Origin of the sequence: Streptomyces sp. NPDC006643 (assembly GCF_042870175.1) — a bacterium.
Taxonomy (GTDB): domain Bacteria; phylum Actinomycetota; class Actinomycetes; order Streptomycetales; family Streptomycetaceae; genus Streptomyces.
On sequence record NZ_JBIAHA010000005.1, the window covers coordinates 275,173 to 290,728 of the forward strand.

At 69.1% G+C, this 15,556-nt stretch carries 14 protein-coding genes; 5 read left to right on the forward strand and 9 right to left on the reverse strand.

Translation table 11 applies throughout. The features are described 5' to 3' along the window. The first annotated feature begins 5 nt into the window (after nt 1–5). Nucleotides 6–1,208: a dipeptidase gene (locus ACFYNU_RS09580; RefSeq protein ID WP_356584530.1), complete on the forward strand. Its 1,203-nt coding sequence runs from the start codon at nt 6–8 to the stop codon at nt 1,206–1,208. A gap of 402 nt (nt 1,209–1,610) precedes the next feature. After that, a complete protein-coding gene (locus tag ACFYNU_RS09585) occupies nt 1,611–2,804 on the forward strand; it encodes a dipeptidase (RefSeq protein ID WP_356584531.1) in 1,194 nt (397 codons plus the stop codon). A 15-nt stretch (nt 2,805–2,819) separates the two neighbouring features. On the opposite strand, the gene ACFYNU_RS09590 is transcribed toward ACFYNU_RS09585, so the two are convergent. Next, nucleotides 2,820–4,166, reverse strand: a complete 1,347-nt coding sequence (locus tag ACFYNU_RS09590; RefSeq protein ID WP_356584532.1) for a UDP-glucose/GDP-mannose dehydrogenase family protein — start codon at nt 4,164–4,166, stop codon at nt 2,820–2,822. Between the two features lie 218 nt (nt 4,167–4,384). On the opposite strand from ACFYNU_RS09590, the gene ACFYNU_RS09595 reads away from it, so the two are divergent. After that, entirely contained in the window at nt 4,385–5,557 is a 1,173-nt protein-coding gene (locus ACFYNU_RS09595; protein WP_356584533.1) for an acyl-CoA dehydrogenase family protein, read from the forward strand. 301 nt (nt 5,558–5,858) lie between these two features. On the opposite strand, the gene ACFYNU_RS09600 is transcribed toward ACFYNU_RS09595, so the two are convergent. The 6 genes from ACFYNU_RS09600 to ACFYNU_RS09625 all read right to left on the reverse strand — a co-directional run bounded on the left by ACFYNU_RS09600 (nt 5,859) and on the right by ACFYNU_RS09625 (nt 10,144). Continuing rightward, entirely contained in the window at nt 5,859–6,326 is a 468-nt protein-coding gene (locus ACFYNU_RS09600) for a hypothetical protein (protein ID WP_356584534.1), read from the reverse strand. A 93-nt stretch (nt 6,327–6,419) separates the two neighbouring features. Further along, nucleotides 6,420–6,644, reverse strand: a complete 225-nt coding sequence (locus ACFYNU_RS09605; protein WP_356584535.1) for a DUF397 domain-containing protein — start codon at nt 6,642–6,644, stop codon at nt 6,420–6,422. 199 nt (nt 6,645–6,843) lie between these two features. Continuing rightward, a complete protein-coding gene (locus ACFYNU_RS09610; RefSeq protein ID WP_356584536.1) occupies nt 6,844–7,674 on the reverse strand; it encodes a helix-turn-helix transcriptional regulator in 831 nt (276 codons plus the stop codon). Continuing rightward, on the reverse strand, nt 7,671–8,195 hold the full coding sequence (locus ACFYNU_RS09615; protein ID WP_356584537.1) for a DUF6879 family protein: 525 nt from the start codon (nt 8,193–8,195) through the stop codon (nt 7,671–7,673). Before ACFYNU_RS09615 ends, ACFYNU_RS09610 begins: the two co-directional genes overlap by 4 nt. Beyond that, nucleotides 8,179–8,370: a hypothetical protein gene (locus ACFYNU_RS09620; protein WP_030298065.1), complete on the reverse strand. Its 192-nt coding sequence runs from the start codon at nt 8,368–8,370 to the stop codon at nt 8,179–8,181. Before ACFYNU_RS09620 ends, ACFYNU_RS09615 begins: the two co-directional genes overlap by 17 nt. Before the next feature lie 493 nt (nt 8,371–8,863). Then, the gene (locus ACFYNU_RS09625) at nt 8,864–10,144 is read right to left on the reverse strand and encodes an LCP family protein (protein ID WP_356584538.1); all 1,281 of its coding nucleotides are present in this window, start codon (nt 10,142–10,144) and stop codon (nt 8,864–8,866) included. 128 nt (nt 10,145–10,272) lie between these two features. On the opposite strand from ACFYNU_RS09625, the gene ACFYNU_RS09630 reads away from it, so the two are divergent. Then, nucleotides 10,273–10,821 (forward strand): acyl-CoA thioesterase, encoded by a 549-nt coding sequence (locus ACFYNU_RS09630; RefSeq protein WP_356584539.1) that lies wholly within the window; start codon nt 10,273–10,275, stop codon nt 10,819–10,821. 72 nt (nt 10,822–10,893) lie between these two features. Here the strand turns inward: ACFYNU_RS09630 and ACFYNU_RS09635 are convergent, their stop codons facing one another. Beyond that, on the reverse strand, nt 10,894–12,285 hold the full coding sequence (locus ACFYNU_RS09635) for an LCP family protein (protein ID WP_356584540.1): 1,392 nt from the start codon (nt 12,283–12,285) through the stop codon (nt 10,894–10,896). A gap of 349 nt (nt 12,286–12,634) precedes the next feature. Between ACFYNU_RS09635 and ACFYNU_RS09640 the strand changes: the two genes are divergently transcribed. After that, a complete protein-coding gene (locus tag ACFYNU_RS09640; RefSeq protein ID WP_356584541.1) occupies nt 12,635–13,669 on the forward strand; it encodes a glycosyltransferase family 2 protein in 1,035 nt (344 codons plus the stop codon). 117 nt (nt 13,670–13,786) lie between these two features. Here ACFYNU_RS09640 and ACFYNU_RS09645 read toward each other — a convergent pair whose 3' ends face one another. After that, nucleotides 13,787–15,556 carry an LCP family protein gene (locus tag ACFYNU_RS09645; protein ID WP_356584542.1) on the reverse strand — a complete coding sequence of 590 codons (1,770 nt, stop codon included), beginning with the start codon at nt 15,554–15,556 and terminating at the stop codon, nt 13,787–13,789.

Below are 15,556 nucleotides of genomic sequence, written 5' to 3' on the forward strand. Positions count from 1 at the left end.
CCACCATGGGCGCCGACGACTATCTGGAGCAGGCCCGCGAGCTGCTCGAGGACTTCCCCGTGGTCGACGGGCACAACGACCTCCCGTGGGCGCTGCGCGAGCAGGTCCGCTACGACCTCGACCGCCGGGACATCGCCGACGACCAGTCGGCCCATCTGCACACCGACATCCCGCGGCTGCGGGCGGGTGGTGTGGGGGCGCAGTTCTGGTCGGTGTACGTACGCTCCGACATGGCCGGCGACACGGCCGTCAGCGCGACCCTGGAACAGATCGACGTCGTCGGGCGCATGATCACCCGCTACCCCGACGACCTCGCCGCCGCGCGCACCGCCGACGACATGGAGAACGCCCGCCGCACGGGCCGGATCGCCTCGCTGATGGGCGCCGAGGGCGGCCACTCCATCAACAACTCCCTCGCCACGCTGCGCGCCCTGTACGCCCTCGGCGTGCGCTACATGACACTCACGCACAACGACAACCTCGCGTGGGCGGACTCGGCGACCGACGAGCCGGGCGTCGGCGGCCTGTCGCCCTTCGGCCACGAGGTCGTACGCGAGATGAACCGCCTCGGCATGCTGGTCGACCTCTCGCACGTCGCCGCCACGACGATGCGCGACGCACTCGCGACGAGCGCGGCGCCGGTCCTGTTCTCGCACTCCTCCGCGCGTGCGGTCTGCGACCACCCGCGCAACGTCCCGGACGACGTGCTGGAGCTGCTGACGCTCAACGGCGGTGTGGCGATGGCCACCTTCGTACCGAAGTTCATCCTTCCCGAGGCGATCGCCTGGACGAAGGCGGCCGACGAGAACATGCGCGCGCACGGCGCGCACCCGCTGGACACGACCGAGTCGGGGATGCGGATCCAGCGGGCGTACGAGGAGGCCAACCCGCGCCCCGCGGCCACGGCGGCGACGGTCGCCGACCACTTGGACCACATGCGCGAGGTCGCGGGCATCGACCACATCGGCATCGGCGGCGACTTCGACGGCACGGCGTTCACACCGCAGGGCCTCGACGACGTGTCGGGCTACCCGAACCTGATCGCGGAACTCTTCGCCCGCCGCTGGTCCCCCGAGGACCTCTCGAAGCTGACGTGGCACAACGCGGTACGGGCACTGCGCGCGGCGGAGGACGTGGCCCGGGAACTCCGCACGGAGCGTGGCCCGTCGACGGCGACGATCGAGGACCTGGACGGCGTCAAGGCCTGAGGCCGTCGGCGCGGGGCGAGGGGCCTGGCCCGGTAGGGGCTTGCGAGCGTCGTCGGAGGGGCGGGTACGGGGGCGCTCACTCACCAGCGGGTGCGGGGTGCCCTGTTCTCGGCTGCATGCCCGTGCCTACCGGCCGGGGTACCCGGCGTGGCTCGCCTGTTCGCGGCCATGGGTGGATCGTGCGGTGCGCCGAAGGCTGAGGCGCTGCTGATCGGCTCGGCTTTGGGCCGTTCCCGGCCGTACGTCGAGCGAGCCGTGCGGCTAAAGGCGGCGCCGGCCTTGGGCCACCCCGCTGCCCCGTCGCCCATACCCCCGTACCCCCGAACGGCCCGCCCGCCGCGACCCCTCCGTGCGCCCGTGGGACGGTGGCTCTACTGCCTTCGCACCCCACGGAGCCTTGTCATGGCCGACCTTCAGGACGACCCCTACGACACGGATTCGACAGCCGCGGTCGGCGATCTCGACGCGCCGCCGGAGCCGCCCGCGCGCACTGCCACCGAGACGGCCACCGGACCCGTCCCCACCGTGGCCGAACCCCCCGCGTCGTCCGCCGAGCGGGCCCGTGTGCTGCTGGCCGGGCACCCCGTCGTCGACGGCCACAACAGCCTTGCCCCCACCCTGCTGCGCCGGCGTGGTGCCAACCACACGCACGATCTCGACCAGGGCGAGACCTTCCTCGACACCGACATGCCGCGCATCAGGGCGGGCGCGCTCGGCGCGCAGTTCTGGGCGCTCCATGTGGATGCCGACGCGGTCCGCGAGGGCCGGGCGGTGAGCACCACGCTGGAGCTGATCGACCTGGCGAGGGATCTGGTCGCCTCCAGCCCGGAGCATCTGCGCATGGCGCTCGGCGCCGGGGACCTGGCCGACGCCCGCAACTGCGGGCGCGTCGCCTCGCTCCTCGGGCCCGTCTCGGGCCCCGCCATGGGCGACTCGCTCGCCACGCTCCGCGCGTTCCACTTCCTCGGTGTCCGCGCGCTCGCGCTCGCCGGCGCGCGCTGGGCCGACGACGGTCTGACCCGCTTCGGTCAGGAGGTCGTACGCGAGATGAACCGCCTCGGCGTGATCATCGACCTGTCCGGCGCGTCCGACGAGACGGCGCGCGCCACCTTCGCCGTCACCAAGGCCCCGGCGATGTTCTCCCGTTCCGCCGCCCGAGCCCTCACCGACCGCCCCGCCGACGGCAACGTCCCCGACGAGATCCTGAGCCTGCTCGGCGCCAACAGCGGTATCTGCATGGTGAGTTTCGCTCCCGAGCAGACCACCCGCGACGGCGCCGCCCCGTCCGTGTCCACCGTCGCGGACCATGTGGAGCGGGTACGGGACGTCGCGGGCCAGGAGTGCGTGGGTCTGTCGGGGACGTACGGCCGCGAGAGCGACGCCCCCCACACCACCGGCCTCGAAGACACGTCGTGCTACCCGCGGTTGATCACCGAGCTGCTCGACCGGGGCTGGGACGACACCGCGATCACCGATCTCACCTGGGGCAACGCGGCCCGCGTGCTGCGCGACACCGAGTTCATCGCACGCGCCGCCCAGCAGCGCCGTGCCGCGTCGACGGCGACGATCGAGGAACTGGACGGCGCCGGCCGGTAGTTGAGCGCCCGGGGGTCAGGCCCTGGGCCGCCCCATCGCCCGGTACGTCCAGCCCGCCCCGCGCCACACCGCCGGGTCCAGCGCGTTGCGCCCGTCGAGGATCAGCCGCCGCGTCACGGCCGCGCCCAGCTCCGCCGGGTCCAGCTCACGGAACTCGCGCCATTCGGTGAGGTGCAGGACGACGTCGGCGCCGCGCACCGCCTCCAGGGCGGACTCCGCGTAGCCGAGCGTCGGGAAGAGCCGCCGCGCGTTGTCCATGCCCTTCGGGTCGTACACGGTCACCTGACCGCCCTGGAGATGGATCTGGCCCGCGACGTTCAGCGCGGGGGAGTCCCGTACGTCGTCCGAGTCCGGCTTGAACGTCGCGCCCAGGACCGCGACCCGCTTGCCGAGGAACGATGAGTCGCCGCCGACGGCCTCGCGCGCCAGCTCCACCATGTGCCCGCGCCGCCGCATGTTGATCGAGTCGACCTCGCGCAGGAAGGTCAGCGCCTGGTCCGCGCCCAGCTCGCCCGCCCGCGCCATGAACGCCCGGATGTCCTTGGGCAGACAGCCGCCGCCGAAGCCGATCCCGGCGCGCAGGAACTTCTTCCCGATGCGCTCGTCGTAGCCGATGGCCTCCGCCAGCTTCACGACGTCACCGCCGGCCGCCTCGCAGACCTCGGCCATCGCGTTGATGAAGGAGATCTTGGTGGCGAGGAACGAGTTCGCGGCCGTCTTCACCAGCTCGGCGGTCGGGAAGTCCGTCACGACGAACGGTGTCCCCTCCCCAAGAGGAGTCGCGTACACCTCGCGCAGCAGCTTCTCCGAACGCTCGCTCTCCGTACCGACGACGATCCGGTCCGGGTGGAGCGTGTCCTGTACGGCGAAGCCCTCCCGCAGGAATTCCGGATTCCAGGCCAGCTCGACGTCCCCGCCCGCGGGCGCCAGCTCGGTCAGCCGCCGCGCGAGGCGCTCCGCGCTGCCGACGGGCACGGTCGACTTGCCGACCACCAGCGCCGCCCGGCCCAGCTGCGGGGCCAGCGACTCGAAGGCGCTGTCCACATAGCTCATGTCGCACGCGTACTCGCCGTGCTTCTGCGGGGTGTTCACGCAGACGAAGTGGACGTCGCCGAACTCGCCGATCTCCTCCCAGGAGGAGGTGAAGCGCAGCCGGCCGGTCGAGCCCTCGAAGCCGGCGACGTGCTTGCGCAGCAGGTCTTCGAGGCCGGGCTCGTACATCGGCGCCCTGCCCGCCGTCAGCATCTCGATCTTCTCGGGGACGACGTCGAGGCCCAGCACCTCGAAGCCCAGTTCAGCCATGGCCGCGGCGTGGGTGGCGCCGAGGTAGCCGGTGCCGATCACGGTGATCTTGAGGGCCATGGGTGCTCCTGGGGGACGCGGTCGGGATGCGGTGCGCACTCTCCGCGCGAGTGCGCCGAGAGTGCGCCCGAGCATAGCCGCGCGCCCCGGACGCCCTTTCGGGAGCCTGTGCCGCAAGGCCCGGGAGCTGTCGGCAAACTCACGTAGGCCGTCGGCGCTCCAGCCCTCTAAAATTAGGGTTACTTAACGGTAGTTAGCATTCAGGGGAGTGAAAGACCGTGGCCGGATCGGCTGATTTCGACCTGTACCGCCCGTCCGAGGAGCACGACATGCTCCGGGACGCCGTACGCGCTCTCTCCGAGGCGAAGATCGCGCCGTTCGCCGCCGAGGTGGACGAGGAGGCCCGCTTCCCGCAGGAGGCGCTCGACGCGCTGGTCGCCGCCGATCTGCACGCGGTCCATGTCCCCGAGGAGTACGGCGGCGCCGGGGCCGACGCCCTCGCCACGGTGATCGTCATCGAGGAGGTCGCCCGCGTCTGCGCCTCGTCCTCCCTGATCCCGGCCGTGAACAAGCTCGGCTCGCTGCCCGTGATCCTCTCCGGCGGCGCGGACCTCAAGAAGAAGTACCTCGGCCCGCTGGCCAAGGGCGACGGGATGTTCTCGTACTGCCTCTCCGAGCCGGACGCGGGCTCGGACGCCGGCGGCATGAAGACCAAGGCCGTACGGGACGGCGACAGCTACGTGCTCAACGGCGTGAAGCGCTGGATCACCAACGCCGGCGTCTCCGAGTACTACACGGTGATGGCCGTCACCGACCCCGACCTCCGTACGAAGGGCATCTCGGCGTTCGTCGTCGAGAAGGGCGACGAGGGCGTCTCCTTCGGCGCCCCGGAGAAGAAGCTCGGCATCAAGGGCTCCCCGACCCGCGAGGTCTACCTCGACAACGTCCGCATCCCGGCCGACCGCCTGATCGGCGCCGAGGGCACGGGCTTCGCGACGGCCATGAAGACCCTGGACCACACCCGCATCACCATCGCGGCCCAGGCTCTCGGCATCGCCCAGGGCGCGCTCGACTACGCGGCGGGCTACGTCAAGGAGCGCAAGCAGTTCGGCAAGCCGATCGCCGACTTCCAGGGCGTCCAGTTCATGCTCGCGGACATGGCGATGAAGCTGGAGGCGGCCCGTCAGCTCACCTACTCCGCGGCGGCCCGCTCCCAGCGCATCACCGACGGCGGCGACAAGGAGCACCTGACCTTCTTCGGCGCGGCGGCCAAGTGCTTCGCCTCCGACGTGGCGATGGAGATCACGACGGACGCGGTCCAACTCCTCGGCGGCTACGGCTACACGCGCGACTACCCGGTGGAACGGATGATGCGCGACGCCAAGATCACCCAGATCTACGAGGGCACGAACCAGGTGCAGCGGATCGTCATGGCCCGCAACCTTCCCTAGCAGGGTTTTTGCAGGTCAGAGGCGATTTCGAGGGTCCGCACGGGTATCCTGGGGTTTCCGTCCGTTGCGGCCTGATCAGGGCCGTTCCTGGGTCACGCCGGGGGAATCCTGGGCGGATGTCGGCCTGGCAGCCGCCACTGACCTGCACAGACACAGCCCCCGGCGTGTTGCCGGGGGCACACACCACGTCCGGGATCACGTCTGGCGGCGCGCATGGTCAACCACCTGTGGGAACAGCAGGAAGCGACCGCCGAGACCGAGCAAAGGACGGCCCCGGGCCGGGGCTTCTTTGTTGCTTCGACTAGCGGGCAGGGCACGCCAGTTCAGGCTTCGAGCGATTCGGGGAACACGTCACCATCGCCAGAGACAGGTACGAGGGCCGTTCGAGGTAGAACCCGAGCGACACATCAGCCCCCGAACCCAACTGCTCAGCAGCGGAGTTGATCAGGGCGGTCAGACGGGTGGTGTCACTGTCCATCTCCGAGGCGAACCGGGGCGTGTACTCCGCCAACTGCTCCCCGAGCCAGGCCGCCCCTTCCTTTGCCTCATCCCACGTGGCACGAACTAACGAACGCGGCTTGACCAGCCAATACGCAGTTTCCAGCGGAGGCAGATCAACGGTTGGGAACTCCGCTGCCACTTCCCGGTAGCGCTGGATGAGTTCCGGTTTGCTTCCGGCCGGGGGCGGCTCGGGATGTGGGGGCCGCCGTACCGCTTCCTGGTCGAAACGCTGTTTCGGGCCGGTCCACAGATAGCCGTGATGGTGCACCAGTCGTTCCCGTTCACTTCTCTTGAGGGGCGAAGGGCCAGCCGGTCCCGACCCGATGGAGGGATGGGCCGGGACCGACTGGAGAGGGGTGGTTCAGACGGACAGACCGAACCGCGCCGGGTCAATCCCGGCCGCGTCCAGCTCCTCCGTGGTGAACCTCAGCGGCTCGGCGCCCGGCCGCTTGCTGTCACCCAGAGCCCATGCGTCGTCGCCGATGCGGGCCAGGGTCACGCACCCCTCGGTGCAGGGGCCGCCGCACGCCTTCACGAACGAGGCCCCGTCGATGTCGAGCGCGTACAGGTCGGTTCCGTTCAGCATCACTGCACCTTCCTGCTCAACTGATCGCGGCCATGGCTGACCGCCGCCGATAGGGACAGGCAGTCAGCGCTACCGGGGTTGGGCGACGGCTCGCGAGGTGGCTCCGACAGACACGTCCGTGCTGTCGTGTGGGTTTCCGGGTCGGTAGTTCTCTCTTCGCTCTCCATGGCACCATCTTCGGCGGGCCACGGATGCGGCTCTAGCCTGTTTCCTGTACCCGCAAAAAGTCGTCGCGGATACTTTCGACCAGGCCCCGCATGTGGTCACCCGACAATGCCACTCGTTCGAATCCCTCGAACTTCTCGACGTAGAGACCAACGTCCCTTGGGTCCGTTACGACTACCTCAGCGTGGACGGTCTCAACCGTGACCATTCGATCGTCGCGAATGACGAACGCGTGATTCGCAATGTCGCGTTGCTGTATCCGCAACGGGACTACGCGGATGTCCACATGAGACAGACGGGAAATGGAAACGATTCGATCGAGCTGTGCCACCATCATCTGTGGCGGGACAATGCGCCAGCGCAGGACAGGCTCCGTGATTATGAACCGCAGCGACTTGGCGTTGTCGTAGAGGACCGCTTGACGTTCAAGCCTGCCATTGATTGTCCGGGAGAGAGAGTCCTCGCTCAGATTGTGCCGTTGGAGAACGGCACGGATGTACTCCGGCGTCTGGAGCAAGCCCGGCACCAGGGCTGGTTGGAACAGCCGGAGCGTGGACATCTGGGCTTCAAGGGCCTTGGCGGCTTGCTGGCCTTTGTGGACTCCGATGCGCTTCAACAGGCGCCATGCCGTTGCCTCCGTTGCCGATGCCCGAGCAGCCTCGGTGTACTCCGCCTTGACCTCATCCGAGACACCGATGGCGGTCAGGATGCGCTCTACGTCCGTCGCGCCGGCCGCGAGCTTCGCGTTTTCAATCTTGGACAGCTTGGACGGAGACATGAGGGCGCTGCGGGCCACCGCTTTGGCCTCCTTGCCGGAAGCTACTCGCAGGGCCCGCAGCGCGGCCCCAAGCTGTGCTCTGTTCACGCTCCGTACTTGGCCCACCATTCCGTGAACGGTTCCGCGTGGGTGAGTGCCGCGTCACGGTGCCCGTTGAATTCCGCCGTTCGTTCCGATGACAGAATTTCCAAGCCCAGGTACTTTCCGGCACCGTCGTAGTTCATCACGGCCACGGACTCGGAGTCGAAGAGCCAGAAGTCAGGTACGCCCTGTAGGGGGTTCGGCCTGCCGGTGACGTCCAGAATGAAGAACTCTTCACCCCCGGACATGTTCTTCCGGTACCCCCATCCGAGCTCGAACCTGAGATAGTCCGTGAGCGGGCGGCGCAGAATGTGAACCCGGTAGACCCGTTTCCCTTTTCCGGTGTGTGAGCGGAGTTCTTCAACCCAGCCCGCGTTGTAGTCGTCCGGCTGCGGCTCCCCGGCCAGGAACGCGCGATAGGCATCGACGTTTCCCGACTTGCTGTAGTCGTCGAGGGTTTCGAGCCTGAACGCCTCACGCTGGAACGTGTCGAAGAGGTCGCCAAGGGTCCTAGATGAGGTTGTCACGGATCGCCTTCTGGATCAGTTCCATCGGGATCTCGACCAGGGTTTCGTGAGCGGGAATCTGAAGCCCGTGGTCGGTCGGAGTCTCCCCCTGAACCAAGAGCGTGCCGCGATCCGTCGCGTAGATCGTCGGGCAGTCCTTGATGTCGCACGTGCTGACCAGCTTGGTGACCTTCATGGTCTGGGCTCCCGTCTCCCGTGCTGCCAGTACCCCGCATCTGGGTTGATGCTCCCGAGGCCAGGGCGCACGGGTCAAGCGATCACGGTTGACGCAACGGGAAACCGCGTAACCTCCCCGGAGCCTGCGGCTCTTCCGACCGGTCGGGGAAGCTGCCGCCAGTAGGGCGCCGACCTGTGCAGACTTCTGACGATCATGGGGAAATGCTGGGGAGGGTTCCGCCAAGAGGGGTGTCCGTGCAGGTCAGCGCCGTATGACCCGTAAAGCCCCCAGATCTACGAGGGCACGAACCAGGTGCAGCGGATCGTCATGGCCCGCAACCTCCCGTAGCCCGGCTTCCACAGGCCCCCGCCACCCAGGAGGCGGGCGGGCGGGGGCGGCCTGTGGATAACCAGGGGCGTTGTCGGTGGGCGCTGTTACCTTCGGCGCATGATCAGATTCGTGCCGTATCACCGGCGGCGAGGTCCGAGGGTGACCACCCGTCCGCCCGGTGTCAGTTGGAGGTGACCGTGACCTTCTCGTCGTTGTTCAGCTGCTCCACCAGCTTCTTCACCTTGGTCTTGTCCCAGACCAGGTTCCCGCCCGTGCTGCCGGAGATCGGGATGTTCATCGACGTGCCGTCGCCGCCCGTGACGCCCTTCATCGCGAAGAACATCTGGCTCAGCGACCAGAGGGACATGTCCTTGTCGACGATCAGCGTGTCCAGGCCCGCGCTCATCGTCGGGTAGAGCTTGAACGGGTTGAGGATCGTGCCGGGCGTCGCCGTCTGGGAGGCCAGGGCCGCCAGGAACTTCTGCTGGTTCTTCGTACGGTCCAGGTCGCTGCCCGCGAACGCGTACCGGGTGCGGACGTACGCCAGGGACTGCTCACCGTCCAGCGTCTGCTTGCCCGACTTGAAGTCGGCGCCCGACTTCTTGTCCTTGAACGCCTTCGGGATGTCCAGCTCGACACCGCCGATCGCGTCCACGATGTTGGCGAAGCCCGCGAAGCCGATCTCGACGTAGTGGTCGATGTGCAGACCGGTGTTGAACTCGACGGTACGCACGAGCAGTTCGGGCCCGTCCTCCGCGTACGCCGCGTTGAGCTTCACCTCGCGGCCCTGGTTCGGGAACATCTTCCCGGACTCCGAGCCGCGGAAGGACGGGATCACCACGTTCGAGTCACGCGGCAGCGAGACCAGCGTCGGGCCGTTCGAGCCGTCGTGCAGGATCATCATCGAGTCGGTGCGCTTGCCCTCGGCGCTGCCCGTGTGGAGGTCCTTCTTCTCCTCGTCGGACATGCCCTCACGGCTGTCGGAGCCGACGATCAGATAGTTCGTGCCGTCGCCCGCCTCCGGGCGCTCGATGACCTTCGAGAGGTCGACCTCGCGCTTGAGCTTGGAGTCCGCCCAGAAGTACGTGCCTATGGAGACGGCGAGTACGACGACTACCAGGGAGATCGCGGTGATCTTGATACGGCGCCGCCAGTCCGGTGCGTGGGCCGGGGGATATCCCCCGCCGTTGTTGTACGAGCCCTGCGGCGGCACGCTCGGCGGTCCGCCCTGGCCCCGGCCGGCCGGGGAGCCGTAGACCTGGCCGGTGTTGTAGTCGCTGCTGGGCGCGGGCGCGTCGTACCCCGCGTCGTATCCCTGCGACTGCTGCCGTGGGACGGCGCGCCGCTGCACGTGCGGCATCGCGCGCGCACCTTCGGGCTGCGCGCTTCCGCTGCCGCGTCCGTAACGTTCGCCGCCACGGTCAGCGCGGTCGCCGGTCCATCCGTCAGGCCAATCGTTCATGGTGACAGTGTGGCGCGCCCGGAAGCCGCGTATACAGGGGTGGAGGAAAATCACAGCAACCCTGTTGCCAAGCTGATGCAATGCGGCCCGTGACGACCTGTGACGGACCCCCGCATAGGGTGGAGGGCATGACAGACCAGGCCGTCCGCCCCGAGACAGATATTCCGGGTAAGCCCACCTCAGCGTCCCGCACCACGCTCAGCCACATCATGAGCGGCAGTGACACCAACCTCCTCGGCACGGTGCACGGCGGTGTGATCATGAAGCTCGTCGACGACGCCGCCGGCGCCGTCGCGGGCCGGCACTCGGGAGGGCCCGCGGTCACCGCGTCCATGGACGAGATGGTCTTCCTGGAGCCGGTGCGGGTCGGGGACCTGGTACATGTGAAGGCCCAGGTCAACTGGACGGGCCGGTCCTCCATGGAGGTCGGCGTACGCGTACTGGCCGAGCGCTGGAACGAGTCGACCCCCGCCCAGCAGGTCGGCAGCGCCTATCTCGTCTTCGCCGCCGTCGACGCGGACGGCAGGCCCCGTCCCGTACCGCCGGTGGTCCCGGAGACCGAGCGTGACAAGCGGCGCTACCAGGAGGCGCAGATCCGGCGCACGCACCGGCTCGCCCGGCGGCGCGCGATCAAGGAACTGCGCGAGAAGCGCGCCGCCGACGGCATCGACGACTGACCGAGCCGGGCACGCCCACGACGGCCGCCGACACGGGCGTACCGCCTGCCGTCACCGCCGCGTCACCCGTCGTCACGGACACACCACCTGGTCGCCCGTCACCGCCCCGAACTCGCCCTGGTGCACATCCTCCGCCCGCACCGGCCGCACCGACTTGTAGTCCGTCCCCGCCATCACCTTCAGCGTCGCGCCCTGCCGGGGCACCGGCCGCAGCTCACAGCCCGGCAGCGCCGTGGCCAGGGACCTCGCCGAGCGGTCCCAGCGCGGGTCGAACAGCACCTGCGTACGCGACATCTCCGGACCCGTGTGGTTCAGCGGCGCCCGCGTCGTGTTGAAGCCGGTCCCGCGCAGGGCGCCGTCGACGCGCTGGCCCAGTCCGTCCTGCCGCGTCGCGTTGTAGACCTGCACCCGGATCTGCTGCGGAGAGACCTCGACCGCCGAGGCCGGCGGCTGCTTCGGCCCCTGCGGGCCGCGTCGCCCGCCGGGCCCCGACGGCGTCAGGGGCTTGTCCTCGCGCAGCGCCCGGAAGAGCTTCTCCGACTTCACCGGGTCCCACTTCAGCGTCGAGCCGATGCCCTTGACCGGGAAACCGCGCTCGGTGACCGGCACCGACGTGAACTCCGACGACGCCGGGGTGAAGTCGCGCATCGCCTTGCCGAGCGCCAGCATCTCCTCCGTACCGAAGCCCTTGTCCGCCCGGACGGAGTCGAGCATGGTCGAGGTCACACCGCGGAACTTCACCGGATTCAGCAGCACACCGCTGCTGGTCGCCTGCTTGATCAGCGCCGCCATGAAGCGCTGCTGGCGCTGCATCCTGCCGAGGTCGGACGACCCGTCGAGATAGCGGGACCGCACGTACTGGAGCGCCTGGCCGCCGTCCAGCTTGTGGGTCCCGGCGTCGAGGTCGAGTCCGGTGTGGGAGTCCTTCAGCGGCTTGGCGGTGCAGATCTCCACCCCGCCGAGCGAGTCGACCGTCTTCATGAAGCTGGTGAAGTCGACCTCCAGATAGTGGTTGATCTTCACACCCGTCATGCTCTCGACGGTCCTGACCGTCAGATGCGGGCCGCCCTCCGAGTACGCCGCGTTGAGCTTCACCGGGTGCGGCCCGTGCCTGTCGCCGCTGGTCGCGTCGGTGTGCGCGGGCAGTTCCGCGTAACTGTCGCGCGGCAGGCTCACGACGCTCGCGCGCTCCCGGTCCTCCGAGACATGCACGAGCATGATCGTGTCGGTGCAGCGGCAGGGGGCGCCGCCGAGCCGGTACTTCTGCCGCTCCTCCTTGGTGATCTTGTCGCGGCCGTCGGTGCCGACGAGGAGGATGTTCATGCCATGGCCCCCGTCGGGGCGGTTCTTCATGTCCTTGAACGGGTCGACCCGGCTGATTCCCGTGTCGAGACTCGTCACGATCGCGTGGCCGATGCCGCCGGCGCCGAGCACCAGTACAGAGAGGGTCGTGGCCACCCGCATCCCCCAGCGGGGCCGTCCGTTCCGCCCCCGGCCGCGAACGTTCCCGGCCGGCCGGGAGCCTCGCCCGCCTCCGTCCTTCCGGACGCCGGTCCGCGTCGGTCTGGGCCGGCCGGCGGGCCGGGGCCGGGGCCGCGGGGAGCGGGGTGGTGGGGGCACGGGGGACACCTCCGCGGGTGACGGGAAAACGACTGGACCACCGGGAGACGGGGCCAAGGGCGGGCCAGGGGACGCAACGTAGGCCCATACGATCAGCAGCCTTGGGCTGAGCCCGCCCGACGCGCGTCGCAGTCCCCCATTCGCGGTAACGTGGCGTTCGAGCAACCCGTCTCCCTGACGCCCGAAGGACCACATGCCTGCCCAGCTCCCCGCCGTCTCCGTGATCATGCCGGTGCTCAACGAGGAACGGCATCTGAGGAACTCCGTCCAGCACATCCTGGAGCAGGAGTACGACGGCGAGATGGAGGTGGTCATCGCGCTCGGCCCGTCCACGGACCGTACCGACGAGATCGCGGCCGAACTCGTACGTGAGACGGCCGACAGCGCCCGCGCCCGCGTGCAGACCGTGCCCAATCCGACCGGCCGCACGCCGGCGGCGCTCAACGCGGCCATCAAGGCGTCCAAGCACCCCGTCGTCGTCCGCGTCGACGGCCACGGCATGCTCTCGCCGAACTACATCTCGACCGCCGTACGGCTCCTGGAGGAGACGGGCGCGCAGAACGTCGGCGGCATCATGCACGCCGAGGGCGAGAACGACTGGGAGCACGCCGTCGCCGCCGCGATGACCTCCAAGATCGGCGTCGGCAACGCGGCCTTCCACACGGGCGGCGAGGCGGGCCCCGCCGAGACCGTGTACCTCGGTGTCTTCCGGCGGGCCGCGCTGGAGCAACAGGGCGGCTACAACGAGGAGTTCATCCGCGCCCAGGACTGGGAGCTGAACTACCGGATCCGGGAGGCCGGCGGCCAGATCTGGTTCTCGCCCGAGCTGCGCGTCCAGTACCGCCCCCGGCCGTCCGTCCGGGCGCTCGCCAAGCAGTACAAGGACTACGGCCGTTGGCGCCATGTCGTCGCCCGCTTCCACGCGGGATCGATCAATCCGCGCTATCTCGCGCCGCCGGTCGCGGTCTGCGCCAACGTGGCGGGGATCGTCGTCGGCCTGGCCGTCACGCCGTGGGCGCTGATCGTGCCCGGCGGTTATCTCGCCGCGATCGTCGCGGGCTCGATACCCGCGGGCAAGGGCCTGCCCCTCAAGGCGCGGCTCCAGATCCCGCTCGCGCTCGCCACGATGCACATGTCGTGGGGGGTCGGCTTTCTGACCAGCCCGCGCTCGCTCGCCAAGAAGGTCATAGCGAGCCGCCGCCCCGCGGTCCAGCAACAGACCGCCTGAGCAAGGCCGTTACGTACGAAGTCACCTGCGAGAAGGAGCCCCGGGCGCGTCGCCCGGGGCTCCTTCTCGTACGGTCGCCGGCCGCCCGGCTACCATGGCCGGCCGCCCGGCTCCCGGCTACCAGGTGAAGCCGGGCTGGATCTCCATGCACTGCTTCTCGTCGGCCCCGTTGAGCGCCCGCGCGGTGTCCGGCGTCTTGTCGTCGTCCTTCGCCGCCGACTTCGGGTACGTGTCACCCGTACGCCAGTCGGCGCCCACGACCAGCGTCACGCCCGACACCTCCGTCGACTTCTTCACCGAACTCGCCGGAATACCGAGGGACTTGGCGACCGCCTGCGCGTCGCCCTCCAACTCGGCGTCGGGGAACAGGACTTCGGTCCGCTCGTGCGGATCGAGCGTCGCGTCCGACACGGCCTTCGTGTAGCCCTTGCCGGCGAGCAGCCCCGCCACCGCGGTGGCCCGCTGCGGTGTCGGCGCCTGGGTGTCGCTGCCCGTGCCGTTGCGTACGAGCACTCCGGTGTCGGCCGGAGCCGCCGCCGGTTCCTTGGTCTCGGCCGGGGGCTTGCGCTTGGACGCCTTGCCGTCGAGCGGCACGTCGTCGCGGACCATGCCGAAGAGCTGCTCGGCGTCGCCCTCCTTCGGGAACACCCGCCCGGCCTGGGAGCCCGTGCCGTACACGTTGGGCATCGTCGCCATCGTGATGCGGTTCGTGGGCACCTTCTTCAGCTCTTCCGCCAGGCTGTAGAGGTTGTTGACGCCGTCGATGCCCTTGTCGACGGTCAGCGCGTCGGTGGCCGCCTCGGCGAGGTTCATCAGCTTTCCGGGGTCGGTCAGTTTGGCGCCCTTGCGCAACTCCCGGACCATGGAGTTCATATACATGTGCTGGGCGTGCGTGCGGGCGAGGTCGCTGCCGTCCTCGAAGCCGTAGCGCGTACGCAGCCACTGGAGGGCCTGCTCGCCCTGGATGACGTTCTCGCCCTTCTTCAGCTTCAGCCCGGAGCCCTTGCCCTCGGCGTTGCGCGAGTGGACGTTCTCCTCGACGCAGACCGGTACGCCGCCGATGGCGTCGGCCATCGACACCACACCCGCGAAGTCGATCATCATGAAGTGGTCGATCGGGATGCCGGTCAGCTCGTACCAGGTGGCCACCGTGCAGCCCGGCCCCCCGCGACCCAGGCTCTCGTTGGTCTGTACGTCGCCGGTGCTCGCCGGGTACACCTTCCCGGTGTCCGGGTCCGTGCACTTGGGCATCTTCAGCATCGTGTCGCGCGGCATGCTGACGACCGACATGTTGCTGCGGTCGGCCGAGACGTGCAGCAGCATCTGTACGTCGGCGAGAGGCAGGCCGCCGAAGGTCTCCTTGGCGCCGCCGAGGTCCTGATTCGCCTTGGAGTCGCGGGCGTCGGAGCCGATGAGCAGGATGTTGAGCGGCGTCTGGCCCGCGGAGTTGGCCTTGTGGTCGGCCATCGGCTTGTCGCCGAGCGTCAGGTCTTCCTTTTTGAGCTTGCCGTCGAGATGGCGGTAGTAGAGGTATCCGGCGCCGGCCGTGCCGAGTATCAGCAGGGCGAGGGCGGAGGAGACCCAGAGAAGTATTCGGCGTTTGCCGCGCCGGCTGCGCGGGCGCGTGCCGCTACGCCGGGGGCGGCCCTTCCGGGCCCTCCGGGAGCCGTCGGCCGAATCGTCGCCACCGCCCGAGCCGTCGCCGGGACCGTCGCCGGAGGTGTTGCCGGCACCACGACCTGACGTGGCGTCAGAAACGCCGGAGGCGCTGTCCGTGCCGCCTGCGCCACCCGCGCCTTCGCCCTCGTACAGACTGTCGTCCCAGCCCAACTCACCGGCGTGCGGCACGCGTTGTCGCGTCCACTGCCTGTCCGTGTCCTGCCCCAC